Source organism: Symbiopectobacterium purcellii (assembly GCF_052050035.1).
GTDB lineage: Bacteria > Pseudomonadota > Gammaproteobacteria > Enterobacterales > Enterobacteriaceae > Symbiopectobacterium > Symbiopectobacterium purcellii_A.
Genome location: NZ_CP189882.1, coordinates 4,777,114 through 4,800,471, shown reverse-complemented (window position 1 = coordinate 4,800,471; position 23,358 = coordinate 4,777,114). Strand labels below are relative to the sequence as shown.

The 23,358-nt window shown below is 48.1% G+C and carries 23 protein-coding genes and 16 pseudogenes; 29 read left to right on the top strand and 10 right to left on the bottom strand.

What is annotated here, in order from left to right; translation table 11 throughout:
• Positions 1-3 precede the first annotated feature (3 nt).
• The 6 genes and pseudogenes from ACQGXV_RS32560 to ACQGXV_RS32535 form a co-directional block, all read left to right on the top strand.
• A pseudogene (locus ACQGXV_RS32560) lies at positions 4-648 on the top strand (IS256 family transposase); the annotation flags it as partial.
• A gap of 35 nt (positions 649-683) precedes the next feature.
• On the top strand, positions 684-905 hold the full coding sequence (locus tag ACQGXV_RS32555) for an IS630 transposase-related protein (RefSeq protein ID WP_440864330.1): 222 nt from the start codon (positions 684-686) through the stop codon (positions 903-905).
• 67 nt (positions 906-972) lie between these two features.
• Positions 973-1,506 carry an IS630 family transposase gene (locus ACQGXV_RS32550; RefSeq protein ID WP_440862665.1) on the top strand — a complete coding sequence of 178 codons (534 nt, stop codon included), beginning with the start codon at positions 973-975 and terminating at the stop codon, positions 1,504-1,506.
• Between the two features lie 22 nt (positions 1,507-1,528).
• Positions 1,529-1,855, top strand: a pseudogene (locus tag ACQGXV_RS32545) (transposase); the annotation flags it as partial.
• A gap of 58 nt (positions 1,856-1,913) precedes the next feature.
• Positions 1,914-2,420, top strand: a pseudogene (locus ACQGXV_RS32540) (IS3 family transposase); the annotation flags it as partial.
• A 17-nt stretch (positions 2,421-2,437) separates the two neighbouring features.
• Positions 2,438-3,088 (top strand): annotated as a pseudogene (locus ACQGXV_RS32535) (integrase core domain-containing protein); the annotation flags it as partial.
• A 201-nt stretch (positions 3,089-3,289) separates the two neighbouring features.
• Here the strand turns inward: ACQGXV_RS32535 and lpxP are convergent.
• Positions 3,290-4,213: a kdo(2)-lipid IV(A) palmitoleoyltransferase gene (gene lpxP, locus ACQGXV_RS32530; RefSeq protein WP_440864329.1), complete on the bottom strand. Its 924-nt coding sequence runs from the start codon at positions 4,211-4,213 to the stop codon at positions 3,290-3,292.
• 905 nt (positions 4,214-5,118) lie between these two features.
• Here lpxP and ACQGXV_RS32525 point away from each other — a divergent pair.
• The 5 genes and pseudogenes from ACQGXV_RS32525 to ACQGXV_RS32505 all read left to right on the top strand — a co-directional run.
• The gene (locus ACQGXV_RS32525) at positions 5,119-5,322 is read left to right on the top strand and encodes a hypothetical protein (RefSeq protein WP_440864328.1); all 204 of its coding nucleotides are present in this window, start codon (positions 5,119-5,121) and stop codon (positions 5,320-5,322) included.
• Between the two features lie 28 nt (positions 5,323-5,350).
• Entirely contained in the window at positions 5,351-5,716 is a 366-nt protein-coding gene (locus ACQGXV_RS32520) for an IS630 transposase-related protein (RefSeq protein ID WP_440862584.1), read from the top strand.
• The gene (locus tag ACQGXV_RS32515; RefSeq protein ID WP_440867764.1) at positions 5,640-6,173 is read left to right on the top strand and encodes an IS630 family transposase; all 534 of its coding nucleotides are present in this window, start codon (positions 5,640-5,642) and stop codon (positions 6,171-6,173) included. Before ACQGXV_RS32520 ends, ACQGXV_RS32515 begins: the two co-directional genes overlap by 77 nt.
• A 49-nt stretch (positions 6,174-6,222) precedes the next feature.
• Positions 6,223-6,741 (top strand): annotated as a pseudogene (locus ACQGXV_RS32510) (IS30 family transposase); the annotation flags it as partial.
• A gap of 35 nt (positions 6,742-6,776) precedes the next feature.
• Positions 6,777-7,355, top strand: a pseudogene (locus tag ACQGXV_RS32505) (transposase); the annotation flags it as partial.
• A gap of 34 nt (positions 7,356-7,389) precedes the next feature.
• Here the strand turns inward: ACQGXV_RS32505 and ACQGXV_RS32500 are convergent.
• Positions 7,390-7,566 (bottom strand): annotated as a pseudogene (locus tag ACQGXV_RS32500) (transposase); the annotation flags it as partial.
• 36 nt (positions 7,567-7,602) lie between these two features.
• Between ACQGXV_RS32500 and ACQGXV_RS32495 the strand changes: the two are divergent.
• Complete coding sequence (locus ACQGXV_RS32495; RefSeq protein WP_440862584.1) at positions 7,603-7,968, top strand: IS630 transposase-related protein; 366 nt, start codon at positions 7,603-7,605, stop codon at positions 7,966-7,968.
• Positions 7,892-8,425 carry an IS630 family transposase gene (locus ACQGXV_RS32490; protein ID WP_440862665.1) on the top strand — a complete coding sequence of 178 codons (534 nt, stop codon included), beginning with the start codon at positions 7,892-7,894 and terminating at the stop codon, positions 8,423-8,425. Before ACQGXV_RS32495 ends, ACQGXV_RS32490 begins: the two co-directional genes overlap by 77 nt.
• Before the next feature lie 26 nt (positions 8,426-8,451).
• Here the strand turns inward: ACQGXV_RS32490 and ACQGXV_RS32485 are convergent.
• Positions 8,452-8,715 (bottom strand): annotated as a pseudogene (locus ACQGXV_RS32485) (transposase); the annotation flags it as partial.
• A gap of 44 nt (positions 8,716-8,759) precedes the next feature.
• On the opposite strand from ACQGXV_RS32485, the pseudogene ACQGXV_RS32480 reads away from it, so the two are divergent.
• The 8 genes and pseudogenes from ACQGXV_RS32480 to ACQGXV_RS32445 all read left to right on the top strand — a co-directional run.
• Positions 8,760-9,095, top strand: a pseudogene (locus tag ACQGXV_RS32480) (MFS transporter); the annotation flags it as partial.
• Positions 9,096-9,367: 272 nt separating this feature from the next.
• On the top strand, positions 9,368-10,249 hold the full coding sequence (htpX, locus tag ACQGXV_RS32475; RefSeq protein WP_440864327.1) for a protease HtpX: 882 nt from the start codon (positions 9,368-9,370) through the stop codon (positions 10,247-10,249).
• A gap of 301 nt (positions 10,250-10,550) precedes the next feature.
• A pseudogene (gene ogl / locus ACQGXV_RS32470) lies at positions 10,551-11,036 on the top strand (oligogalacturonate lyase); the annotation flags it as partial.
• A gap of 85 nt (positions 11,037-11,121) precedes the next feature.
• Positions 11,122-11,310 (top strand): hypothetical protein, encoded by a 189-nt coding sequence (locus tag ACQGXV_RS32465; protein WP_440864326.1) that lies wholly within the window; start codon positions 11,122-11,124, stop codon positions 11,308-11,310.
• 49 nt (positions 11,311-11,359) lie between these two features.
• Entirely contained in the window at positions 11,360-12,571 is a 1,212-nt protein-coding gene (locus ACQGXV_RS32460; protein WP_440864325.1) for an IS256 family transposase, read from the top strand.
• 3 nt (positions 12,572-12,574) lie between these two features.
• Complete coding sequence (locus ACQGXV_RS32455; RefSeq protein ID WP_440864324.1) at positions 12,575-13,348, top strand: transposase family protein; 774 nt, start codon at positions 12,575-12,577, stop codon at positions 13,346-13,348.
• Between the two features lie 52 nt (positions 13,349-13,400).
• Positions 13,401-13,535 (top strand): annotated as a pseudogene (locus ACQGXV_RS32450) (oligogalacturonate lyase family protein); the annotation flags it as partial.
• A gap of 189 nt (positions 13,536-13,724) precedes the next feature.
• Positions 13,725-13,811: pseudogene (locus ACQGXV_RS32445) on the top strand (oligogalacturonate lyase family protein); the annotation flags it as partial.
• 39 nt (positions 13,812-13,850) lie between these two features.
• Here ACQGXV_RS32445 and ACQGXV_RS32440 read toward each other — a convergent pair.
• Positions 13,851-14,825 (bottom strand): IS30 family transposase, encoded by a 975-nt coding sequence (locus ACQGXV_RS32440; RefSeq protein ID WP_440862690.1) that lies wholly within the window; start codon positions 14,823-14,825, stop codon positions 13,851-13,853.
• An 89-nt stretch (positions 14,826-14,914) separates the two neighbouring features.
• On the opposite strand from ACQGXV_RS32440, the pseudogene ACQGXV_RS32435 reads away from it, so the two are divergent.
• Positions 14,915-15,388 (top strand): annotated as a pseudogene (locus ACQGXV_RS32435) (oligogalacturonate lyase family protein); the annotation flags it as partial.
• 335 nt (positions 15,389-15,723) lie between these two features.
• A complete protein-coding gene (gene kdgR, locus ACQGXV_RS32430) occupies positions 15,724-16,515 on the top strand; it encodes a DNA-binding transcriptional regulator KdgR (protein ID WP_440864323.1) in 792 nt (263 codons plus the stop codon).
• A gap of 126 nt (positions 16,516-16,641) precedes the next feature.
• On the opposite strand, the gene ACQGXV_RS32425 is transcribed toward kdgR, so the two are convergent.
• The 3 genes from ACQGXV_RS32425 to ACQGXV_RS32415 all read right to left on the bottom strand — a co-directional run bounded on the left by ACQGXV_RS32425 (position 16,642) and on the right by ACQGXV_RS32415 (position 17,978).
• Positions 16,642-17,355: an IS3 family transposase gene (locus ACQGXV_RS32425; RefSeq protein ID WP_440864322.1), complete on the bottom strand. Its 714-nt coding sequence runs from the start codon at positions 17,353-17,355 to the stop codon at positions 16,642-16,644.
• A 138-nt stretch (positions 17,356-17,493) separates the two neighbouring features.
• Positions 17,494-17,640, bottom strand: a complete 147-nt coding sequence (locus ACQGXV_RS32420; protein ID WP_440864296.1) for a hypothetical protein — start codon at positions 17,638-17,640, stop codon at positions 17,494-17,496.
• Positions 17,641-17,699: 59 nt separating this feature from the next.
• The gene (locus ACQGXV_RS32415; RefSeq protein ID WP_440862591.1) at positions 17,700-17,978 is read right to left on the bottom strand and encodes a transposase; all 279 of its coding nucleotides are present in this window, start codon (positions 17,976-17,978) and stop codon (positions 17,700-17,702) included.
• A gap of 57 nt (positions 17,979-18,035) precedes the next feature.
• Here ACQGXV_RS32415 and ACQGXV_RS32410 point away from each other — a divergent pair.
• From ACQGXV_RS32410 to ACQGXV_RS32395, 4 genes and pseudogenes are all read left to right on the top strand, one after another.
• Positions 18,036-18,236, top strand: a pseudogene (locus ACQGXV_RS32410) (GNAT family N-acetyltransferase); the annotation flags it as partial.
• Between the two features lie 110 nt (positions 18,237-18,346).
• Positions 18,347-18,589: a YebO family protein gene (locus tag ACQGXV_RS32405; protein WP_440867763.1), complete on the top strand. Its 243-nt coding sequence runs from the start codon at positions 18,347-18,349 to the stop codon at positions 18,587-18,589.
• 113 nt (positions 18,590-18,702) lie between these two features.
• Positions 18,703-20,085: an amino acid permease gene (locus ACQGXV_RS32400; RefSeq protein WP_440867762.1), complete on the top strand. Its 1,383-nt coding sequence runs from the start codon at positions 18,703-18,705 to the stop codon at positions 20,083-20,085.
• Positions 20,086-20,211: 126 nt separating this feature from the next.
• A complete protein-coding gene (locus tag ACQGXV_RS32395) occupies positions 20,212-21,423 on the top strand; it encodes an IS256 family transposase (RefSeq protein WP_440864321.1) in 1,212 nt (403 codons plus the stop codon).
• A 13-nt stretch (positions 21,424-21,436) separates the two neighbouring features.
• Here ACQGXV_RS32395 and ACQGXV_RS32390 read toward each other — a convergent pair whose 3' ends face one another.
• On the bottom strand, positions 21,437-21,769 hold the full coding sequence (locus tag ACQGXV_RS32390) for a transposase family protein (protein ID WP_440864243.1): 333 nt from the start codon (positions 21,767-21,769) through the stop codon (positions 21,437-21,439).
• Positions 21,721-22,008, bottom strand: coding sequence for a hypothetical protein (locus tag ACQGXV_RS32385; RefSeq protein ID WP_440864320.1), 288 nt, complete (start codon positions 22,006-22,008; stop codon positions 21,721-21,723). Before ACQGXV_RS32385 ends, ACQGXV_RS32390 begins: the two co-directional genes overlap by 49 nt.
• 32 nt (positions 22,009-22,040) lie before the next feature.
• Here ACQGXV_RS32385 and ACQGXV_RS32380 point away from each other — a divergent pair.
• Positions 22,041-22,296 (top strand): annotated as a pseudogene (locus tag ACQGXV_RS32380) (transposase); the annotation flags it as partial.
• 188 nt (positions 22,297-22,484) lie between these two features.
• Positions 22,485-23,162 (top strand): annotated as a pseudogene (locus tag ACQGXV_RS32375) (IS5 family transposase); the annotation flags it as partial.
• Here ACQGXV_RS32375 and ACQGXV_RS32370 read toward each other — a convergent pair.
• Complete coding sequence (locus ACQGXV_RS32370) at positions 23,149-23,358, bottom strand: transposase family protein (protein ID WP_440864319.1); 210 nt, start codon at positions 23,356-23,358, stop codon at positions 23,149-23,151. The pseudogene ACQGXV_RS32375 and the gene ACQGXV_RS32370 sit on opposite strands and share 14 nt — an antisense overlap.

The window sequence follows — 23,358 nt, the reverse complement described above, 5'->3', positions numbered from 1 at the left end:
AAAATGCCTATCAGCAACGAACTTATTGACCAACTGCTTCAGGATTGCCACTCCCCTCAGGAGCTTCTGGGTGAATCAGGCATACTCAAGGAGCTGACTAAAAGACTGGCGGAACGGGTTCTTCAAGCTGAGATGGAGATACACCTTGGGTATGCTAAGCATGACCCGGCTGGTAATAATTCAGGCAACTCCCGCAATGGCAAGACATCCAAGAGCGTACGTAGCCAAAATGGGGCGCTCGAGCTCGATATTCCGCGCGACCGCAACAGTACTTTCGAGCCGACACTGATCGGTAAGCACGAAAAGCAGCTTAACCGCTTCGATGACCGCATTATTTCTCTCTATTCCAGAGGGCTATCAACCCGTGATATTCAGGCTCACTTTAAAGAAGTCTACGGGGTCGATGTTTCCGCTGGCTTCATTTCTCAAGTGACCAATGCCGTGATGGATGACGTTAAGCGCTGGCAGCAACGGCCGCTGGATGCGTTTTATCCCATTGTTTACCTTGACTGTATTGTGGTCAAAAGCCAGGACGGCGGAGCCGTGACCAACAAGTCTGTTTACTTGGCTCTAGGCATCAACGGCCAGGGCGAAAAAGAGCTGCTGGGGCTATGGATAGCCAAAACCGAGGGGGTCAAGTTCTGGTTATAGCTAAACGACTTAATTTTGATTACATTATTTAAATGAGCTATTCAATTGATTTTAGACGTAAAGTGATATCTACACGGAAAAACGAAGGGTTGAGTATCCGAGAAACAGCGAAGCAATTTCGGATTGGCCCTGCCTCTGTATCGCGTTGGATTAATCAAATAGAGTCAAAAGCATCGACCACGCGTCAGCGAAAGATCGATAAATCCGAGTTGATAAAAGATGTTGAACAATATCCAGATGCTTACCAAAAATAACGTGCAGAGCGTTTTGGCGTTTGTCAGAAGGCCATTTGGCAAGCGCTTAAAAAGCTGGGATTGACCTATAAAAAAAACTCTACGTCATCCGAAAGCCGACGAAAACGCCCGGCAGGGATTTCAACAAAAAAAACAACAGTATGAAAAAGAAGGTAAACCTATTGTTTTTATTGATGAAAGTGGTTTTTCACACGATGCCCCACGGACTCACGGCTATTCCCCAAAAGGTCAACGGTGTTTTGGCCTGAAGAACTGGGGAGCTAGGGGAAGAACAAATGTTATCGGCGCTTTATTAGGCACAACGCTGTTTGCTATCGGATTATTTGATATCAATATTAACAGCGATGTTTTCTATGCCTGGGTCACACAAGTCCTTATCCCAGTACTCCCTAAAAACAGTGTAATCATGATGGACAATGCCACTTTTCACAAAAAACATAATATTCAACAAGTCATCATCGATGCAGGGTATATGGTGGAGTATTTGCCTACATATTCGCCAGATCTTAACCCAATTGAGCATAAATGGGCACAAGCAAAAAGCAAAAAAAGAGAGATGGGTTGCGATACAGAGAGTTTGTTCTCAGTCCATATGGTGTAATCAAAATTAAGTCGCTTGGCTATACTGCCACGATGCGTTGCTAAGAAAGAAAATCAGGCCCCTTATCCCGCCGCGAAGCGGAGCCAAATACTGGCCGGACAAGTACCATGAACGTAACCATGCGGTGGCGAATCAGCGTCTGAGCGGGAGTAATGATATGTGGAAAAAGAAAGTGGGTTATCACCGGCGTTCAGTGGCAGAAACAGCGATGTTCCGCATAAAAACTTTGCTGGGTGGCCATCTGAGCCTGCGTGACTATGAGGCTCAAGTAGGTGAAGCCATAGCGATGGTCAAAGCGCTGAACCGTATGACGTTGTTGGGTATGCCACACAGCGTCAGGATAGGATAACAGGTGTAGCAGAGGGAGTCATCCTGTCGGCTAATTCTGATTTATTCAACAAAGCCCCAAGCCTGACCAGGTTTGGGGCGGCGATGTAACCTATATTTGGACAGGCGACCGATGGGCGTATCTGGCGGTGGTATTAGATTTATTTGCCCGAAAACCCGTGGGTTGGGCAATGTCGTTTTCGCCAGATTCAGAATTAACAGCCAAAGCACTACAAATGGCTTGGGAACTGCGTGGGCATCCCAAACAAGTCATGTTTCATAGTGACCAAGGAAGCTATTACACCAGTCGTGAGTATAGGCAGGCATTGTGGCGTTATCAGATGACCCAAAGTATGAGTCGCAGAGGAAATTGTTGGGATAATAGTCCGATGGAGCGATTCTTCCGTAGTCTGAAGACTGAATGGGTGCCAACGACTGGCTACCAAAGCTTTAGTACTGCTCAATCATCCATTATTCGCTACATAACCCATTATTATAGCGATGTCAGACCTCACTGGTATAACGGTGGGTTAACACCAAATGAATCAGAACGGCTGTTCCATCAACAGTCAGGCAGGGTGCCAAATTTAGTTGACCACTACATGCCAGAGAAGGCATCGTGCTTACCGATGTCCAAATCGCAGCGCTGGAGAAAAAGGCGCATGATGATGAGGCCAGCGGCGAAATCGAGACGGCTCATCCGGGTTATCTCGGGTCGCAGGACACCTTCTACGTTGGCAATCTGAAAGGGGTGGGCCGTATCTACCAGCAGACGTTCGTGGATACGTACTCGAAAGTGGCACACTGCAAGCTTTATACGAGTAAAACGCCGATCACTGCCGCCGACCTGCTAAATGATCGCGTACCGCCGTTCTACGAGGCTCAGGGACTGCCGATGCTGAGAATACTGACCGACAGGGGAACGGAGTACTGTGGTAAGGTGGAGCAGCATGATTACCAGCTGTATCTAGCCATCAACGATATCGACCATACAAAAACGAAGGCGATGTCTCCGCAGACGAACGGCATCTGCGAGCGCTTCCATAAAACGATTTTGCAGGATTTTTATCAGGTTACGTTCCGCAAGAAGTTATATGGGGACCTGGAGAGCCTGCAGGCAGATCTGGACAACTGGTTGTGGCATTACAATAATGAGCGAACTCATCAGGGAAAAATGTGCTGCGGGCGAACGCCAATGGCCACGTTACTTGATGGAAAACGGGTCTGGTCAGAAAAGGATCTGAACCGGATGTAATCTGACAGACACCTGTATAAATAACCGGTAACTGTCAGATCAGGTCTGAGCTAGTACAGATAAGTGCTTGTCTATAACGTCACGGCTTCTCTGCTACCACCATCCCAGATAGCTGCCAGCGCCCACAACGATAGCCACAACATTCATGATCATTGTGATTTTACTCATTGGTACTTCTCCTTATTTCCTTGGCAGTGTCATTTATATATACAGTGACTTTTCGCCTTGAGGCCGTGTTTTAAAGCGCCGGTGAACCCAAAGATACTGCTCAGGCGCGCGCAATATTTCGCGCTCAATGACCTTGTTGATGTAGGTTGCTGCCGCAGACTCATCGTCTTTCGGGTAATCGACCAATTCTGGCTCGATAATTAGCGTATAGCCCGTAAGGTCTGGTTTTCTGATCAGCGTGATGGTCAACATAGCCGCGCCGGACAAACGGGAAAGGACGTAAGTTCCGTTGGTTGTTGCCACATCGCTGACGGCGAAGAAGGGCGCAAAGGTGCTGCCTTTCGGGCCGTAATCCTGATCGGGGGCAAACCAGACGGCTTCTCCTTGGCGCAAAGCGGCGACCATGGCCTTTAGATTTCGGCGATCGATCATCGCTTTGTTGGAACGCATTCTGCCTTTAGTCTGCACCCACTCTAACAGGCGATTATTGTGTGGGCGATACATCGCCATCATCGGCTGGCACTGGCCCATGGCACGCCCCCCCAACTCCAACGACATAAAATGCACACCAACCACCATTACACCGCGTTTGTTCTCTTGAGCACGTTGGAGGTTTTGCAAACCCTGTACGTCAAACAATTTACGAATGCGCTTGTTGGGCCAAAACCAGGCAATCCCGGTTTCAACCAGTGCCATCCCTAGCGACGCGAAGTTACTGGCAATAAGCCTTTCTTGCTCTTGGTCGTTTAACGTAGGGAAGCAGAGTTTGAGGTTCCTGCGCGCGATGGTTTCTCTTCGTTTAAGAAATGGTCTGGACAACCTACCAAAGAGGGCACCCAGACGAATCAGCACCGGGTAGGGCAGTTGAACCAAAAGGAAAAGCACCGTAACACCAAACCAGGTTAGCCAGTAGTGAGGGTGAAAAAAGGCAGGACAAAAACGAACGCTCGAACTCATGATGTTCCTATACGCACTACACAAAAAAAGGGGGATGTATCGCATAAAGAAACAGACTTTCTGTAAGCGGCACACTGGGACGAAAACCCTGATACCTGGGGGGATGTCCTCACTCCAGCAAGCTGCCTGACCTGAAGGATTCAGGAAACGGCGCACTCCTCATTCATACTCGCTCTATGATAGTGGTAAGGTATTCTGCTTATCCAGCGATTTCATTCATCAATTTGCCAATTTGCATGTTCTTTACGAATCTCTTCGATGGCGTTCTAATTTTATTGATGTTGTGCCCTACAAGGCCAAGTAGCGTAATCGGGCGATGGTGGGCAGTCATGTGGCACAACACGCTATAAAATTTGATCTCCATAGTTTTTTTTTAACAAAATATCGTTTCTTATAAAGTGAAATAATATTTCGCTTTTTTTTGGGGTGTGTGGTGTTTTATGACTCTAGGACTGGATATGATTACGTTGTTCTAACGCAGTAACCTCACAGTAAGCGCCGCGCTTCTGGTTGATCGGTATCAGATGACGGAAGTATGAAGGGGCGATTACAGAGATGGGATGATGTGAATCATATCGCTCTGCCCCATTCCCACTCGAAACGCAACAAAGTGACCCACTTGCCAGAGTCGGATAAAATCACCGTTCTGGCCCTACTGGAGAGCCTGTTGCATGCAGGGAAAACATCTGACTCAGAAAAAACGGTTCTACATCTAAAAGCGGCGTGGTGAAGGTGTCAACCAAGCTACCATCGCCAGAGAGCTTGCTCTGCCTCGCTCGACCATCAGCAGGGAACTCAGACGCAATACCGACCCTACTTTCAATGGTGTCTACTGCTGTAGAAGGGCGGACACTCTGGCCCGGGAACGCCGTCATAAGCCTCTGCCAAACAATGCTTTTTACCCGTTGGAGCCACACATTCAAAACTTCATCAGGCAGGCGCTTTCCACTCACTCTTCACCTGAAATCATCAGTGGCCGTTTGCACCTGGAATTCGGTATATCTGTCAGCAAGAATACGCTATATCGCTATATCCTGCAGGAGAGACAGGCTGGCGGGGAGCTATATCAGCAACTTCCTCATCGGGGAAAACGTTACAGGTATAGCTAAACGACTTAATTTTGATTACATTATTTAAATGAGCTATTCAATTGATTTTAGACGTAAAGTGATATCTACACGGAAAAACGAAGGGTTGAGTATCCGAGAAACAGCGAAGCAATTTCGGATTGGCCCTGCCTCTGTATCGCGTTGGATTAATCAAATAGAGTCAAAAGCATCGACCACGCGTCAGCGAAAGATCGATAAATCCGAGTTGATAAAAGATGTTGAACAATATCCAGATGCTTACCAAAAAGAACGTGCAGAGCGTTTTGGCGTTTGTCAGAAGGCCATTTGGCAAGCGCTTAAAAAGCTGGGATTGACCTATAAAAAAAACTCTACGTCATCCGAAAGCCGACGAAAACGCCCGGCAGGGATTTCAACAAAAAAAACAACAGTATGAAAAAGAAGGTAAACCTATTGTTTTTATTGATGAAAGTGGTTTTTCACACGATACCCCACGGACTCACGGCTATTCCCCAAAAGGTCAACGGTGTTTTGGCATGAAGAACTGGGGAGCTAGGGGAAGAACAAATGTTATCGGCGCTTTATTAGGCACAACGCTGTTTGCTATCGGATTATTTGATATCAATATTAACAGCGATGTTTTCTATGCCTGGGTCACACAAGTCCTTATCCCATTACTCCCTAAAAACAGTGTAATCATGATGGACAATGCCACTTTTCACAAAAAACATAATATTCAACAAGTCATCATCGATGCAGGGTATATGGTGGAGTATTTGCCTACATATTCGCCAGATCTTAACCCAATTGAGCATAAATGGGCACAAGCAAAAAGCAAAAAAAGAGAGATGGGTTGCGATACAGAGAGTTTGTTCTCAGTCCATATGGTGTAATCAAAATTAAGTCGCTTGGCTATACAATGCCGAAAACCTCAAATCAGGCCCTATTCCCAACCGTGTTGGTATTGAGTATCGCCCAGCTCAAGCCGAGCTTAAACAGGAGCCTGGCCACTTCGAAATTGACACTATTTTTGGCAAAGACCAGAAGTCATTCTTGTTAACCATCGTAGATAAAGCATTGAAAACCGTCATCATTCGCAAACTGCCTAATAAGCGTGCGGAAACTGTGGTTGCTGCTTTCAGGGACATTGAAGCTAATACCTTTTGCAAGTTTAAGACCCTAACAGCTGATAACGGCCCTGAATTCGCTCTGCACGAGCAAATTACTCAAATCACAGGGGCGCAGGTCTACTTTGCCCATCCTTATCATTCCTGGGAGAGGGGCTTGAATGAGCACACCAACGGGCTGATACGACGTTTTTACCCAAAGGGAACAGACTTCAGTCAGGTCAGTCATCGTAAGATTGCCGAACTCGAACACATACTCAATACAAGGGGCAGAAAATCGCTGGGCTATCGTTCCCCCAATGAGGTATTTTTAACGCACTTACTGGTGGCATAAGCCTCTACCGTTTTGTTGCGTTTCGAGTGGGAATGGGTCACTGGTTCTACCTGTATCTCATAGAAGATGTGTTCAGTCGCAAAATAGTGGGTTATGAGGTGTAGCCGGTCGAAAGCGGCGAGTATGCAGCAGAACTGCTGAAGCGAACGGTGCTGAGCGAGCGCTGCTGGCAGGAGCCGCTGGTACTGCATGCGGATAACGGTGCACCGATGAAGTCACAGGTGCTGCAGGTGAAGCTTGCGGAGCTGAAGATAACCCCGTCACACAGTCGGCCGCGGGTAAGCAACGACAACGCCCACGTGGAATCGCTGTTCAGGATGCTGAAATACGTGCCTGCATGGTCTGAAAAAGGCTTTGCAACGCTGGAAGATGCGCGAGCCTGGGTGGAAACCTTCGTCGGCTGGTACAACGAGGAACATCGCCATAGCGGTATCCGGTATGTCACGCCGGGCCAGCGGCACAGAGGCGAAGACAGCCAGTTGCTGGTAAAGCGAAAATCGGTGTATGAGGCAGCAAAAATGCAGAACCCGCATCGTTGGTCAGGGCCAACAAGAAACTGGGAGCGGCAGGACGAAGTGTGGCTAAATCCGGAACGGGAAAAACAGGCCGTATGAATCAACTGGGGCGACAACTACCTTGACACGCACCGATGTCCTGTAGCCCACGATTTTTCAGTTCTGTCATTACAGATAACCAGAACTTGGCCCCCTCGGTTTTGGCTATCCATAGCCCCAGCAGCTCTTTTTCGCACTGGCCGTTGATGCCTAGAGCCAAGTAAACAAACTTGTTGGTCACGGCTCCGCCGTCCTGGCTTTTGACCACAATATAGCTAAACGACTTAATTTTGATTACATTATTTAAATGAGCTATTCAATTGATTTTAGACGTAAAGTGATATCTACACGGAAAAACGAAGGGTTGAGTATCCGAGAAACAGCGAAGCAATTTCGGATTGGCCCTGCCTCTGTATCGCGTTGGATTAATCAAATAGAGTCAAAAGCATCGACCACGCGTCAGCGAAAGATCGATAAATCCGAGTTGATAAAAGATGTTGAACAATATCCAGATGCTTACCAAAAAGAACGTGCAGAGCGTTTTGGCGTTTGTCAGAAGGCCATTTGGCAAGCGCTTAAAAAGCTGGGATTGACCTATAAAAAAAACTCTACGTCATCCGAAAGCCGACGAAAACGCCCGGCAGGGATTTCAACAAAAAAAACAACAGTATGAAAAAGAAGGTAAACCTATTGTTTTTATTGATGAAAGTGGTTTTTCACACGATGCCCCACGGACTCACGGCTATTCCCCAAAAGGTCAACGGTGTTTTGGCCTGAAGAACTGGGGAGCTAGGGGAAGAACAAATGTTATCGGCGCTTTATTAGGCACAACGCTGTTTGCTATCGGATTATTTGATATCAATATTAACAGCGATGTTTTCTATGCCTGGGTCACACAAGTCCTTATCCCAGTACTCCCTAAAAACAGTGTAATCATGATGGACAATGCCACTTTTCACAAAAAACATAATATTCAACAAGTCATCATCGATGCAGGGTATATGGTGGAGTATTTGCCTACATATTCGCCAGATCTTAACCCAATTGAGCATAAATGGGCACAAGCAAAAAGCAAAAAAAGAGAGATGGGTTGCGATACAGAGAGTTTGTTCTCAGTCCATATGGTGTAATCAAAATTAAGTCGCTTGGCTATACTGTTGCGGTCGCGCGGAATATCGAGCTCGAGCGCCCCATTTTGGCTACGTACGCTCTTGGATGTCTTGCCATTGCGGGAGTTGCCTGAATTATTACCAGCCGGGTCATGCTTAGCATACCCAAGGTGTATCCCCATCTCAGCTTGAAGAACCCGTTCCGCCAGTCTTTTAGTCAGCTCCTTGAGTAGGCCTGATTCACCCAGAAGCTCCTGAGGGGAGTGGCAATCCTGAAGCAGTTGGTCAATAAGTTCGTTGCTGATAGGCATTTTTTGTCCTCTGAAGGTTTTCCTCAAAATGCCATTTACACAGATCTTTTTACACTCTCGTCACCGTGCTGTTTTTCATCTGTGTCAGCGCCATTGCCTTCTGTTTTGGCGGCAATATCACCGTGTTCCCAGCCATTGTCGGCGACTTCTTCGGTCTGAAACATCACAGTAAAAACTATGGCGTGATTTATCAGGGATTTGGTATCGGTGCGCTGTCCGGTTCTTTCATTGCGGCACGGCTGGGCGGTTTTCATGCTACCTTTATTGCGATCGCGATACTGTCAGCGCTGTCACTGCTGATTGCGCTGTGAATCAAACCGCCCAAGCATATCCGCTCGCAACCCGATATGCCTGCGACAGTGGCGCATGCCCGCGGATAATACGCTGTACTAACCACATAAATCCCTTATTATGCAGAGCCCCTGGGTTTTTACCCGGGGGCTTTTTTATGGCGCTGTTTCACGGGTATGATTCCGGCGCGATGACAGGCTGAGCGGTTGTAAGGCGTGTCGCGACGGAGCAGGTTATTACAAAATGTAAAGTTATGTCGTTTTAGCGATAGGAAGATTAAGAATGCTTGAAAACGGCGTGATAACCCATACCATCGTGTTGTGAACGATGTTAATCCCTTTAAAGAGGAAATCAGACTGTTATGATGCGTATTGCGCTTTTCCTGATCACCAACCTGGCGGTGATGTTGGTCTTCGGGCTGATTCTCAGCCTGACGGGAATTCGGTCCAGCAGTGTCCAGGGGCTTATGATCATGGCTGGCCTGTTTGGCTTTGGTGGTGCGTTCGTTTCACTGCTGATGTCCAAATGGATGGCTCTACGCTCGGTGGGCGGTGAACTGATCGAACAACCGCGTAATGAAACGGAGCGTTGGTTGCTTGACACCGTGCGGGTACAATCGCAGCAGGCTGGCATTGCGATGCCGCAGGTTGCTATTTATCACGCACCTGATATCAACGCCTTCGCGACGGGGGCACGACGTGATGCGTCGCTGGTGGCCGTCAGCACCTGTTTGCTGCAAAACATGAGCCGTGATGAAGCCGAGGCGGTCATTGCCCACGAAATCAGTCACGTGGCGAACGGTGATATGGTGACCATGACGCTGATTCAAGGCATAGTGAACACCTTTGTTATATTCATCTCGCGCCTGATTGCACAGGTGGCATCCGGTTTCCTTTCAGGCAACCGCGACGAAGGTGAAAGCAGCAACGGTAACCCGCTGGTCTATTTTGCCGTGGCAACGGTACTGGAGCTGGTGTTTGGTATTCTGGCCAGCATCATTACCATGTGGTTCTCCCGCTATCGCGAGTTCTATGCGGATGCAGGATCGGCCAAGTTGGTGGGCCGTGAGAAGATGATTGCCGCATTGCAGCGCTTGAAAACCAGCTACGAACCGCAGGAAGAAGGTAGCATGATGGCGTTTTGTATCAACGGTAAATCAAAATCTTTCAGTGAGTTATTTATGTCACACCCGCCGTTGGATAAGCGCATCGAAGCGCTGCGGAGCGGTGCATATTTGAAATAAAACTTCCGCAAAAACAAACCATTCCACAACAGGGAGCCCATTGCGGGCTCCCTGTTTGCTATAACGTGTTATTCTCTATACCTCTGTCTTGATAGCATAAATTCCTTTTTTACTGGGAAAACAGGGGATGAAAATAAGGAGAATGTTTCATAAAATAAAACCGTGATCACGGAAAATTGAAACGCTTTTTCTATAATACTGGTATTACAGATCTATCGCATCAGTGTGGCTGTGAGTCGCAAGACTTGTGTCCTCTGCTGGTGCTAGCCGTATTCTTTTCGATATGTTCTAAGGATTTACGATGGCCAAAGGCAAAAAGATTCCCCTCTCGTTTCATACCTATCAAGACGCAGCAACTGGCACCGAAGTGGTGCGTTTAACGCCTCCCGATGTTATTTGCCATCGAAACTATTTCTACCAGAAGTGCTTCTCCAATGACGGAAGCAAACTGTTGTTCGGCAGCGCATTTGATGGCCCCTGGAACTACTACCTGCTGGATCTGAACACGCAGGAAGCGACACAACTGACGGAAGGCAAAGGTGACAACACCTTTGGTGGTTTCATGTCTCCTGAAGATGATGCGCTGTACTATGTGAAGAACACCCGCAACCTGATGCGTGTTGATCTGAACACGTTGGAAGAAACCACCATTTATCAAGTACCGGATGAGTGGGTAGGTTACGGCACCTGGGTTGCCAACTCCGATTGCACCAAGATGGTGCGGATCGAGATCAAGAAAGAAGACTGGCAGCCGCTGACCGACTGGAAAAAATTTCAAGAGTTCTATAAACTAGTTGCTGAATAGAGACTTGCATTTTTTGTCAGGCTATTGAGAATAAAAAGAGGTTTAACTTAGAGAATAAAGGTTTGAAATGATCAACAAAGAGCGGTTGTTACGAGATAATCGTTTATGTAAAGCAATCATTGGATTATCAGTCGAAGAATTGAAAAATTTAGCCGCTGAATTTTCAGCTTGTTATTTGATTTATCGGAAAAAGAATCGAAAAGATCACGAGCGGCAGATGGGTGCAGGGCAGAAAGGATTTATCCCGAGAGTGTAAAAAGATCTGTGTAAATGGCATTTTGAGGAAAACCTTCAGAGGACAAAAAATGCCTATCAGCAACGAACTTATTGACCAACTGCTTCAGGATTGCCACTCCCCTCAGGAGCTTCTGGGTGAATCAGGCCTACTCAAGGAACTGACTAAAAGACTGGCGGAACGGGTTCTTGAAGCTGATATGGAGATACACCTTGGGTATGCTAAGCATGACCCGGCTGGTAATAATTCAGGCAACTCCCGCAATGGCAAGACATCCAAGAGCGTACGTAGCCAAAATGGGGCGCTCGAGCTCGATATTCCGCGCGACCGCAACAGTACCTTCGAGCCGACACTGATCGGTAAGCACGAAAAGCAGCTTAACGGCTTCGATGACCGCATTATTTCTCTCGATTCCAGAGGGCTATCAACCCGTGATATTCAGGCTCACTTTAAAGAAGTCTACGGGGTCGATGTTTCCGCTGGCTTCATTTCTCAAGTGACCAATGCCGTGATGGATGACGTTAAGCGCTGGCAGCAACGGCCGCTGGATGCGTTTTATCCCATTGTTTACCTTGACTGTATTGTGGTCAAAAGCCAGGACGGCGGAGCCGTGACCAACAAGTCTGTTTATGTGGCCCTCGGCGTCAACGGCCAGGGCGAAAAAGAGCTGCTGGGGCTATGGATAGCCAAAACTGAGGGGGCCAAGTTCTGGTTATCTGTGATGACAGAACTGAAAAATCGTGGGCTAAAGGACATCTTCGTCGCCTGCTGCGATGGCCTGAAAGGCTTTCCTGATGCCATTGAAGCTGTTTACCCGCATACGCGGGTACAGCTTTGCATTGTGCATCAGGTGCGGAACTCGCTGCGCTACGTCGGCTGGAAAGAGCGTAAGGCCGTTGCTGCTGACCTGCGCACCATCTATAGTTCCGCAACGATAGAGGGCGCTGAAGAGGCCCTGGATGCCTTCGCGGCCAAATGGGATGAGCAGTTCCCGACGATCAGCCCGTCGTGGAGAAATAATTGGGAACGTCTCATCGTCATTTTTGACTTTCCGCCGGAGATCCGCAAGGTTATCTACACCACCAACGCGATAGAGTCGTTAAATGCTTCATTGCGCAAGATAACGAAAACGCGACGAATATTTCCAACGGATGACTCGGTGCTAAAATTATTCTATCTAGCCTTGCATAATATCTCGGCTAAATGGACCCTACCAATCAGAGACTGGAAACCGGCTATGAGCCAATTCATGTTGATGTATGGAGATCGGATTTCCGGTTAAGCGATGGAGCCATTTACACGAAATTCTTTACAGACTCGGCAGAAAGGATTTATCCCAACCCCATTAGATAAACTGCTTTTTATTTTATTGTATTTAAAATGTTATCCGACCTATGATTTGCAAGGACTTCTTTTTGGTTTAGATAGAACACGGGTATGTCGCTGGGTAAAAATATTATTGCCGGTTTTAGAGATGACCTTGGGGCGAGAATGTGTTTTGCCCGCTCGTCAAATTCGCTCTGCTGAGGAATTTTTTCGCGCCTTTCCTGGAGTTAAAGACGTCTTTATTGATGGGACAGAGCGACCTGTCCAAAAGCCTAAGAATCTGCGTCGGCGAAAAAAAATGTATTCGGGAAAGAAAAGACAGACCACTCGAAAAGGGCTTATTATGACTGACGAAACAAGGCAAATTGGATTTATCCCCATGAGCAAAAATGGGCGCCGTCACGATAAACGCTTACTCGATAAAGTCGATATAATTCGCCATATTCCTCCTGAGGTAACCATCTGGGCAGATACCGGTTTTCAAGGTATAGATAAACAGTATCCTAATACACAAATCCCAAAAAAAGGAACTCGAAAAAGACCTTTATCGCCTGAACAAAAACAAGAAAATAAAATAATCTCGGGCATCCGTATTACAGTTGAACACGCCATCGCGGGTATCAAGCGCCTCGGTTGCATGACCCAAATTTTACGGAATCGTAGACCCTTTATTGATGATACCTTCTTACTCCTTAGCGCCGGTCTTTGGAATTTCCATCTCAGAACAGCGTAAAATTTACTTCAATCACCGAAACACCCTTATTTCACTATTAAGCAACACGCTTTATTTCACCAATCCGTGCTGCCGACTGATCCGTATCGATCTGAAAACCGGTGAAGCGCAGACCATTCTGCAAGAAAAACGCTGGCTGGGTCACCCGATCTATCGTCCTGGCGATGACAACACTGTCGCGTTCTGCGGCTTTGTTGAATAATTTAAGATACTGATTTATATAAGCATTATAAAATTTCAACGACTAATTTTTCCTCTCGGAATGCTTTTTATTGTGCTAACTATTTGATTTGTCGTTCTAACAAAATACATTCTCTGTAAATGCATTCTAACTAAAGAAGATGTAAATCAAACGGTTAAATTATTCAACAAAGCCGCGTTCTGCCATGAAGGTCCACATGACCTGGTTGATGCCCGTATGTGGTTCATCAATGAAGACGGCAGCAACATGCGTAAAGTCAAAGCCCCATTCCCAGTCGAAACGCAACAAAACGGTAGGGCATTATGCCGCCTGTAAGTGCGTTAAAAATACCTCATTTGGAGAACGATAACCCAGCGATTTTCGGCCTCGCGTATTGAGCAGGTGTTCGAGTGCTGCAACCTTGCGATGGGTGACATAATTGAAGTCCGTTCCCTTCGGGTAAAAACGCCGTATCAGCCCGTTGGTATGCTCATTCAACCCGCGTTCCCAGGAATGATATGGCCGGGCAAAGTAGACCGGTGCCCCCGTGACTTTTGTAATTTCCCCGTGCTGGGAAAATTCAGAACCGTTGTCAGCAGTCAGGGTTTTAAACTCGCAGAAGGTATTGGCAACGATGTCCCTGAAGGCCGCTACCACTGTCTCTGCTCGCTTGTTGGGCAGTTTGCGAATGATGACCAGCTTGACGGCTTTATCGACCACCGTCAGCAGGAATGATTTCTGATCTTTGCCAAAGATGGTGTCAATCTCGAAATGCCCGGGTTCCTGCTTGAGGTCAGCAACGGCCGGCCGCTGCTCAATGCCAACACGGTTGGGAATAGGACCGCGTTTGTTCTCATCGGTCTGATAGTTATACCGTTTACCCCGATGAGGGAGCTGCTGATACAGCTCACCGCCGGCCCGGCGCTCCTGCTGGATATAGCGATAGAGCGAGTTCTTGCTGACGGACAGGCCAAATTCCAGGACCAGGCGCCCACTGATGACCTCAGGTGAGGTGTGGGTAGACAGCGCCGTTCTGATAAAGTCCTGAATGTGCGGTTCAAGCTGGTTAATCACGCTGTCCGGCCGAGTTTTCTGCCGCCGCCCTCTGGCCAACGTTTCGGCCCTTCTGCAGGAATAGACCCCGTTGAAAGCGGCGTCGGTATTGCGTCTGAGTTCCCTGCTGATGGTAGAACGAGGAAGCTCCAGTTCCCGGGCGATGGTGGCCTGGTTAACCCCATCACCACGCCGTTTTTCGATGTAGAACCGCTCTTTGTGAGTCAGATGTTTTCCCTGCATGCAACGGGATCTCCAGTAGGGCCAGAACGGTGATTTTATCCGACTCTGGCCAGTGGGTCACTTTGTTGCGTTTCGAGTGGGAATGGGGCAAAGAGCATGCGGAAGGTGAAAGCTGCACGCACGAATTCTGGGTGCCGGATGGCTCTGCCATGATCTATGTGTCTTATCTGAAAGATGACACCAACCGTTATATACGCAGCATCAACCCGGTTACGCTGGAAGATACGCAACTGCGCGTTATGCCGCCTTGTTCTCACCTGATGAGTAACTATGACGGCACGCTCCTGGTGGGTGACGGTTCTGATGCACCGGTTGATGTACAAGATGACGGCGGTTACAAAATCGAAAACGATCCGTTCCTGTATGTGTTTAACCTGCAAACCGGCAAAGAGCACCGCGTTGCACAGCACAACACCTCGTGGAATGTGTTGGAAGGCGATCGTCAGGTAACACACCCGCATCCGTCCTTTACGCCGGACAATAAACGCATCCTGTTAACCTCGGATGTGTATGGCAAACCAGCCCTTTATCTTGCCGCCGTACCTGATTCAGTTTGGAAGTAAACCCAGAACCCCATCCCGGCAACGGAATGGGGTTTTTTCTATTCGTCGCTGTGTTCTCGGTGACGAATAGAATAAGCCCTGAATATTTCGCGTTGCAGTAACATCGTTAGCAAGCGAGTAGCGTCCGATAAGCTTATAAAGATAAGTGATTCGGGCCAGCGAGCGTCGCTAACGCCGCCGTAGTGTGAGGTGTAACGGGTATAATAACTTTAATAATAAGCAAGTCCCTTGATTATCGTTATTGTTCCATTGCCATAATCAGTGTGTTCCCTTTATACTAAAACCATCGTTCTATTTTTTTTAAAACAAAAAAACTGAGTAGGGTACCCAAAAAAATGGCTATTGCAGATTTAGATAAACAGCCCGATTCCGTGTCGTCCGTTTTGAAAGTTTTTGGTATTTTGCAGGCATTAGGTGAGGAAAGAGAGATCGGTATTACGGAACTCTCCCAGCGCGTCATGATGTCTAAAAGTACAGTCTACCGTTTTTTGCAGACGATGAAGTCCTTGGGATATGTCGCGCAGGAAGGAGAATCCGAGAAGTATTCGTTAACGCTTAAGTTGTTCGAACTGGGCGCCAAGGCGTTGCAAAACGTAGATTTGATTCGTAGTGCTGATATTCAGATGCGCGAATTGTCCGCGCTGACGAAAGAAACCATCCACCTCGGTGCGTTGGATGAAGATGGTATCGTTTATATTCACAAGATCGATTCCATGTACAATCTACGTATGTATTCTCGCATTGGTCGTCGCAACCCGCTGCACAGTACCGCCATTGGTAAAGTGTTGCTGGCCTGGCGCGATCGTGACGAAGTGGTTGAAATCCTGAGTAAAGTGGAATTTACCCGCAGTACGCCGCATACGGTGGGTAGCGCGGATGAATTGTTACCTCTGCTGGATACCGTACGTGTGCAAGGGTATGGGGAAGATAAGGAAGAACAGGAAGAAGGCTTGCGCTGTATCGCTGTGCCCGTCTTTGACCGTTTCGGCGTGGTGATTGCCGGATTGAGTATTTCATTCCCTACCATTCGCTTTGCAGAAGAAAGCATGCACGAATATGTTGCCATGTTGCATCACGCAGCAAAAAACATCTCCGAGCAGATGGGCTATCACGACTATCCGTTCTGAATCGTCTTTCGCTGAACAAACGATTGCTTCTCAAAAAGCCTGCCTGACGGTGGGTTTTTTAACATCTGGGGGATGGGAATAATGACTGAGCATGTGAACCTCTACGGGCTGCAGTGGTCAAGTAAATCAGGACAGTTTTTTCTCAGCCATTTGTTCATAACGCACCGGAGACAGATCCCCGTTAGCGGCATGATGCCTGTGTAGGTTGTAGTAGCGGATATACGTCGCCACATCCTGCTCCATGTAAGCCCGTGTTGGCTGGGGTACCAGCAGCAACCATTCATGTTTCAGACTGCCCCAGAAGCGCTCCATCACCGCATTATCCCAGCAGGTACCCACGTCTCCCATACTGCTCCTCAGCCTGTAGCTGCTCAGCAGCGCCTGAAAGCGTTGTCCCGTGTACTGCGCCCCCCTGTCCGTATGCACCACCAGGCCCGGCGGTGGAGTTCGCAGGTTATATGCCTTCATCAGGGCCCCGCAGACCAGCGATGAGGTCATCCGTCTGTCCACCTGCCAGCCCACTATCTGCCGGGAGTACAAATCCATAATAGCCGCCAGATACAGCCAGCCTTCACCGGTCTTCAGATACGTGATGTCACTCGCCCACACCTGATTTGGCCCCGGCGGGTTAAAATTCTGGTTCAGCAGGTTTGGGGCCACCCCTGCACCCGGGCGGGGTTTTGTCGTGACCTTATAAGTCCGGCGCTGTCGGCAGACCAGCCCCTCTTCCTGCATGAGTTTCCTCACCCGCCAGCGGCTGATTATGATGCCTTCTCCACGAAGCCTTTTGACCAGCGTCCGGCTTCCTGCTCCCTGCGGCTTTGTTGAATGATTTAACATACTGATTTAAATGGGTATTATAAAATTTTAACGACTAAATTTTACTACCGTAATGCTTTTTATTGTGCTAACTATTTGATTTATCGCTCTAACAAAATACATTTTCTGTACATGCATCCCACCTAAAGAAGTTGTAAATCAAAACGTTAAATTATTCAACAAAGCCGCTCCCTGCCTGCTGGCGGCGAACAGCGCCTTTAACCTGACCCGGACCTCCACGTCTTTTTGCAGCGGTTCGGCGGGCTTTTTTCGCCATGCATACCAGGCAGAGGCCGTCACACGCATGACCCGACAGAGTGTACGAACGCTGAAGTCAGTGGCATTGTCGAGAATGAACCGGTATCTCACGACATATGTTTCGCGAAGAAGGCACTCGCCTTTTTTAGTATCTCCTTCTCTGTACGTAACTCTTTGTTTTCCTTTTGTAACCGTTTTAACTCTGCACGTTCATCATCGCTGAGTACGCCGTTGCTCTGCTCGCGTGCCAGCGAGACCCATGTATGCAGGGTTTTGTTGCTTATGCCAAGCGATGCTGCTGCCCTGGCTATCGTATAGCCCTGCTCTGTTACCAGGGCAACGGCTTCCTTTTTAAACTCAGGGGTAAATTGTCGTTTATGGTTCACTAAACACCTCCGTTTTGGATGTAAGTTTAGTGTCCTGATTATTCAACCACTACAACCTTTGAAGGCATTTTCCGTCAGGCTATTGTTTATAAAGGACGTGCGCGTGACACTGCCTGGTTCTCCTTGTTGGATAATGAGTGGCCACAGCGCAAGCAAGATTTTCTCGATTGGCTGGCGCAGGGTAACTTCGATACTGAAGGAAAACAGGTCCAATCGCTGGCCGAGATCAGACGGTCTCGTCTGAAAGGCGGTTCATGAGCAGGATGTAATAGGCGTGGGCGGCTACGAAGTGATAGTATGACCCGGATATGCTTGGGTTGAGAGTATGAGTTGGGGTTGTTGTGAATATTTTACAGATTGTTTTTATCATGTTGATGGTGCTGTTTGCTGCGTTGGTCTGGTTTTTTGTCAATCGCGCCAGTGTTCGTGCCAATGAAAAGATCCGCCTGCTACAAGAAATTTTGGAACAGCAACGTATTCAAACCGCGTTGCTTCAATCGTTAGCGCCTGTCACCGCGGATAGTACACCGTCTGAGCCTGAAACCATGTTGCACCCGTCGGCCGCACCCGCGCCAGAATTTGATGCGTTCAACGTAATTCCCGAACGCTAAGGCAAATTGCAACGGTTCTACGCTGGCCTGCATTGCTTATACATAGCGCACGTAACCAACGTGATGCCGTGCGTACAATAATCAAAAACAGCAAATGGAAAAGTGAATACAACATGGCAGTAGATAGTGAGCTGGTGTTAAAACGGGGATTGAAGAATCGCCATATTCAATTAATCGCCTTGGGCGGTGCGATAGGCACGGGGCTGTTTATAGGGATCTCGCAAACCATTCAGATGGCGGGGCCTTCCGTACTCTTGGGATACGGTGTCGCGGGCATTATTGCTTTCCTGATCATGCGCCAGTTGGGCGAAATGGTGGTTGAAGAGCCGGTTGCAGGGTCGTTTAGCCATTTTGCCTATAAGTATTGGGGCAGCTTCGCCGGTTTCCTCGCTGGCTGGAACTACTGGGCAATGTTTATCCTGGTGGGTATGGCTGAACTCACAGCCGTCGGGATCTACATTCAGTATTGGTGGCCTGATGTGCCCACATGGGGATCGGCAGCGGTATTTTTTGTACTGATCAATGCCATCAATCTGGTGAACGTGAAAGTGTATGGTGAAACCGAATTCTGGTTCGCCATCATCAAAGTCCTGGCGATCCTTGGCATGATTGGCTTTGGGGCCTGGTTGCTGCTAAGTGGGCAGGGCGGAGAGCAGGCTACGGTACGCAACCTGTGGCAGCATGGTGGCTTTTTCCCGCACGGCGTCAATAGCCTGGTGATGGCGATGGCAGTTATCATGTTCTCTTTCGGTGGATTGGAACTGGTCGGGATCACTGCCGCTGAAGCCGCCGATCCTAAGCGCTCCATCCCGCAAGCGACTAATCAGGTCGTCTACCGCATTCTGATCTTTTATATTGGTTCGCTCGGTATCTTACTGTCGCTCTATCCGTGGCAGAACGTCGTCAGCGGCGGCAGCCCATTTGTGATGATTTTCCATGCGCTGGACAGTAACGCTATCGCCAATGTGCTGAATCTGGTGGTATTGACCGCTGCGTTATCGGTATACAACAGTGGGGTATACTGCAACAGCCGCATGTTATTCGGCCTCGCGACGCAGGGGAATGCGCCGCGCTGGTTGTCTCGCGTGAATAGTCGCGGTGTACCAGTGCGGTCCATTGCGCTTTCTGAGCTGGCGACCTCGATTGGTGTGCTGATTAACTATGTGATGCCAGGTAAGGCCTTTGAGCTTCTGATGGCGCTGGTAGTCTCAACGCTGGTGATTAACTGGATCATGATTTGCGTGGCGCATCTGCGTTTCCGCCATGCGATGGACCAGCGCGGCGTGGTGACCCATTTCAAGGCAATTTTCTATCCTTATGGTAACTACCTGTGCTTACTTTTCCTGGCAGCCATTCTGGTCATTATGTTAATGACGCCAGGCATTCGGATTTCTGTGTTGTTAATCCCGGTTTGGGTAGGCGTTATCTGGTTGGGTTTTTACTGGTCTCAACGTCGTAAAGCGGCAGAAATGCTGGCGCATGGCGTGAAAGAATAGCAGGATTACGCGGGATTTCGCCTCATCGCCGGTGTCATCATATCGACACCGGCGATGAACGCAGTGATAGAGTGTAAAAAGATCTGTGTAAATGGCATTTTGAGGAAAACCTTCAGAGGACAAAAAATGCCTATCAGCAACGAACTTATTGACCAACTGCTTCAGGATTGCAACTCCCCTCAGGAGCTTCTGGGTGAATCAGGCCTACTCAAGGAGCTGACTAAAAGACTGGCGGAACGGGTTCTTCAAGCTGAGATGGAGATACACCTTGGGTATGCTAAGCATGACCCGGCTGGTAATAATTCAGGCAACTCCCGCAATGGCAAGACATCCAAGAGCGTACGTAACCAAAATGGGGCGCTCGAGCTCGATATTCCGCGCGACCGCAACAGTACCTTCGAGCCGACACTGATCGGTAAGCACGAAAAGCAGCTTAACGGCTTCGATGACCGCATTATTTCTCTCTATTCCAGAGGGCTATCAACCCGTGATATTCAGGCTCACTTTAAAGAAGTCTACGGGGTCGATGTTTCCGCTGGCTTCATTTCTCAAGTGACCAATGCCGTGATGGATGACGTTAAGCGCTGGCAGCAACGGCAGCTGGATGCGTTTTATCCCATTGTTTACCTTGACTGTTTTGTGGTCAAAAGCCAGGACGGCGGAGCCGTGACCAACAAGTCTGTATACTTGGCTCTAGGCATCAACGGCCAGTGCGAAAAAGAGCTGCTGGGGCTATGGATAGCCAAAATCGAGGGGGCCAAGTTCTGGTTATCTGTAATGACAGAACTGAAAAATCGTGGGCTACAGGACATCTTCATCGCCTGCTGCGATGGCCTGAAGGGCTTTCCTGATGCCATTGAAGCTGTTTACCCGCATACGCGGGTACAGCTCTGCATCGTGCATCAGGTGCGGAACTCGCTGCGCTACGTCGGCTGGAAAGAGCGTAAAGCCGTTGCTGCTGACCTCCGCACTATCTATAGTTCCGCAACGCTAGAGGGCGCTGAAGAGGCCCTGGATGCCTTCGCGGCCAAATGGGATGAGCAGTTCCCGACGATCAGCCCATCGTGGAGAAATAATTGGGAACGTCTCATCGTCATTTTTGATTTTCCGCCGGAGATCCGCAAGGTTATCTACACCACCAACGCGATAGAGTCGTTAAATGCTTCATTGCGCAAGATAACGAAAACGCGACGAATATTTCCAACGGATGACTCGGTGCTAAAATTATTCTATCTAGCCTTGCATAATATCTCGGCTAAATGGACCCTACCAATCAGAGACTGGAAACCTGCTATGAGCCAATTCATGTTGATGTATGGAGATCGGATTTCCGGTTAAGCGATGGAGCCATTTACACGAAATTCTTTACAGACTCGTGTTCAACTGTAATACGGATGCCCGAGATTATTTTATTTTCTTGTTTTTGTTCAGGCGATAAAGGTCTTTTTCGAGTTCCTTTTTTTGGGATTTGTGTATTAGGATGCTGTTTATCTATACCTTGAAAACCGGTATCTGCCCAGATGGTTACCTCAGGAGGAATATGGCGAATTATATCGACTTTATCGAGTAAGCGTTTATCGTGACGGCGCCCATTTTTGCTCATGGGGATAAATCCAATTTGCCTTGTTTCGTCAGTCATAATAAGCCCTTTTCGAGTGGTCTGTCTTTTCTTTCCCGAATACATTTTTTTCGCCGACGCAGATTCTTAGGCTTTTGGACAGGTCGCTCTGTCCCATCAATAAAGACGTCTTTAACTCCAGGAAAGGCGCGAAAAAATTCCTCAGCAGAGCGAATTTGACGAGCGGGCAAAACACATTCTCGCCCCAAGGTCATCTCTAAAACCGGCAATAATATTTTTACCCAGCGACATACCCGTGTTGGCTTTGTTGAATAAATCGAACTTTCAGGGGATCGCGGGATCAAAGCACTATCATCGCTCCCGATAGCAGCTCCCCATGGCAAAGCAAAAGTTTAAAATCACCAACTGGCCCACCTACAACAAAGCACTCAGACAACGCGGCTCCCTGACGGTCTGGCTTGATGAGTCGGCCATCGCTGCATGGACTGACAGTTCTTCGCCTCAAGGTCGTGGTCGGCCGCTTTACTACACCGATATGGCTGTTACCACGGTTTTGATGATAAAGCGCGTGTTTAACCTGTCGCTCCGGGCATTACAGGGCTTTGTCGACTCGGTTTTTACACTGATGAGCGGCTTTGTTGAATAATTTAACCGTTTGATTTACATCTTCTTTAGTTAGAATGCATTTACAGAGAATGTATTTTGTTAGAACGACAAATCAAATAGTTAGCACAATAAAAAGCATTCCGAGAGGAAAAATTAGTCGTTGAAATTTTATAATGCTTATATAAATCAGTATCTTAAATTATTCAACAAAGCCCTGATGAGCCTGCCACTGCGCTGCCCGGACTACTCTCTGGTCAGTCGGCGGGCAAAAACCGTCAGTATCAGCATAAAAACGCCAACGCGTGGTGAAATCTCGCATCTGGTCATCGACAGTACCGGTCTGAAGGTCTTTGGCGAAGGTGAATGGAAAGTCATGCAGCATGGGGCTGACAGACGAAGAGTGTGGCGCAAGCTTCATCTGGCAGCAGACAGTGCGACGCATGAGATTATCTGTGCCGACTTGTCGCTCAGCGGAACGACAGATGCGCAGGCACTGCCGGGCCTGATTAACCAAACCCACCTAAAAATCAGGGAAGTGTCAGCAGACGGTGCTTATGACGCCCGTTACTGCCACGATGCGTTGCTAAGAAAGAAAATCAGGCCCCTTATCCCGCCGCGAAGCGGAGCCAAATACTGGCCGGACAAGTACCATGAACGTAACCATGCGGTGGCGAATCAGCGTCTGAGCGGGAGTAATGATATGTGGAAAAAGAAAGTGGGTTATCACCGGCGTTCAGTGGCAGAAACAGCGATGTTCCGCATAAAAACTTTGCTGGGTGGCCATCTGAGCCTGCGTGACTATGAGGCTCAAGTAGGTGAAGCCATAGCGATGGTCAAAGCGCTGAACCGTATGACGTTGTTGGGTATGCCACACAGCGTCAGGATAGGATAACAGGTGTAGCAGAGGGAGTCATCCTGTCGGCTAATTCTGATTTATTCAACAAAGCCACCCGTGTTCTATCTAAACCAAAAAGAAGTCCTTGCAAATCATAGGTCGGATAACATTTTAAATACAATAAAATAAAAAGCAGTTTATCTAATGGGGTTGGGATAAGAGTCTGTAAAGAATTTTGTGTAAATGGCTCCAT

What these genes read in the sequence shown, in the direction of transcription:
- ACQGXV_RS32555 (WP_440864330.1), top strand. Translation starts at nt 684, where the DNA reads ATGAGCTATTCAATTGATTTTAGACGTAAAGTGATATCTACACGGAAA.
- lpxP (WP_440864329.1), bottom strand. Translation starts at nt 4,213, where the DNA reads ATGAGTTCGAGCGTTCGTTTTTGTCCTGCCTTTTTTCACCCTCACTAC.
- ACQGXV_RS32520 (WP_440862584.1), top strand. Translation starts at nt 5,351, where the DNA reads ATGAGCTATTCAATTGATTTTAGACGTAAAGTGATATCTACACGGAAA.
- ACQGXV_RS32495 (WP_440862584.1), top strand. Translation starts at nt 7,603, where the DNA reads ATGAGCTATTCAATTGATTTTAGACGTAAAGTGATATCTACACGGAAA.
- htpX (WP_440864327.1), top strand. Translation starts at nt 9,368, where the DNA reads ATGATGCGTATTGCGCTTTTCCTGATCACCAACCTGGCGGTGATGTTG.
- ACQGXV_RS32465 (WP_440864326.1), top strand. Translation starts at nt 11,122, where the DNA reads ATGATCAACAAAGAGCGGTTGTTACGAGATAATCGTTTATGTAAAGCA.
- ACQGXV_RS32460 (WP_440864325.1), top strand. Translation starts at nt 11,360, where the DNA reads ATGCCTATCAGCAACGAACTTATTGACCAACTGCTTCAGGATTGCCAC.
- ACQGXV_RS32455 (WP_440864324.1), top strand. Translation starts at nt 12,575, where the DNA reads ATGGAGCCATTTACACGAAATTCTTTACAGACTCGGCAGAAAGGATTT.
- ACQGXV_RS32440 (WP_440862690.1), bottom strand. Translation starts at nt 14,825, where the DNA reads ATGCAGGGAAAACATCTGACTCACAAAGAGCGGTTCTACATCGAAAAA.
- kdgR (WP_440864323.1), top strand. Translation starts at nt 15,724, where the DNA reads ATGGCTATTGCAGATTTAGATAAACAGCCCGATTCCGTGTCGTCCGTT.
- ACQGXV_RS32425 (WP_440864322.1), bottom strand. Translation starts at nt 17,355, where the DNA reads ATGTTAAATCATTCAACAAAGCCGCAGGGAGCAGGAAGCCGGACGCTG.
- ACQGXV_RS32420 (WP_440864296.1), bottom strand. Translation starts at nt 17,640, where the DNA reads ATGCGTGTGACGGCCTCTGCCTGGTATGCATGGCGAAAAAAGCCCGCC.
- ACQGXV_RS32405 (WP_440867763.1), top strand. Translation starts at nt 18,347, where the DNA reads ATGTTGATGGTGCTGTTTGCTGCGTTGGTCTGGTTTTTTGTCAATCGC.
- ACQGXV_RS32400 (WP_440867762.1), top strand. Translation starts at nt 18,703, where the DNA reads ATGGCAGTAGATAGTGAGCTGGTGTTAAAACGGGGATTGAAGAATCGC.
- ACQGXV_RS32395 (WP_440864321.1), top strand. Translation starts at nt 20,212, where the DNA reads ATGCCTATCAGCAACGAACTTATTGACCAACTGCTTCAGGATTGCAAC.
- ACQGXV_RS32390 (WP_440864243.1), bottom strand. Translation starts at nt 21,769, where the DNA reads ATGTATTCGGGAAAGAAAAGACAGACCACTCGAAAAGGGCTTATTATG.
- ACQGXV_RS32370 (WP_440864319.1), bottom strand. Translation starts at nt 23,358, where the DNA reads ATGGAGCCATTTACACAAAATTCTTTACAGACTCTTATCCCAACCCCA.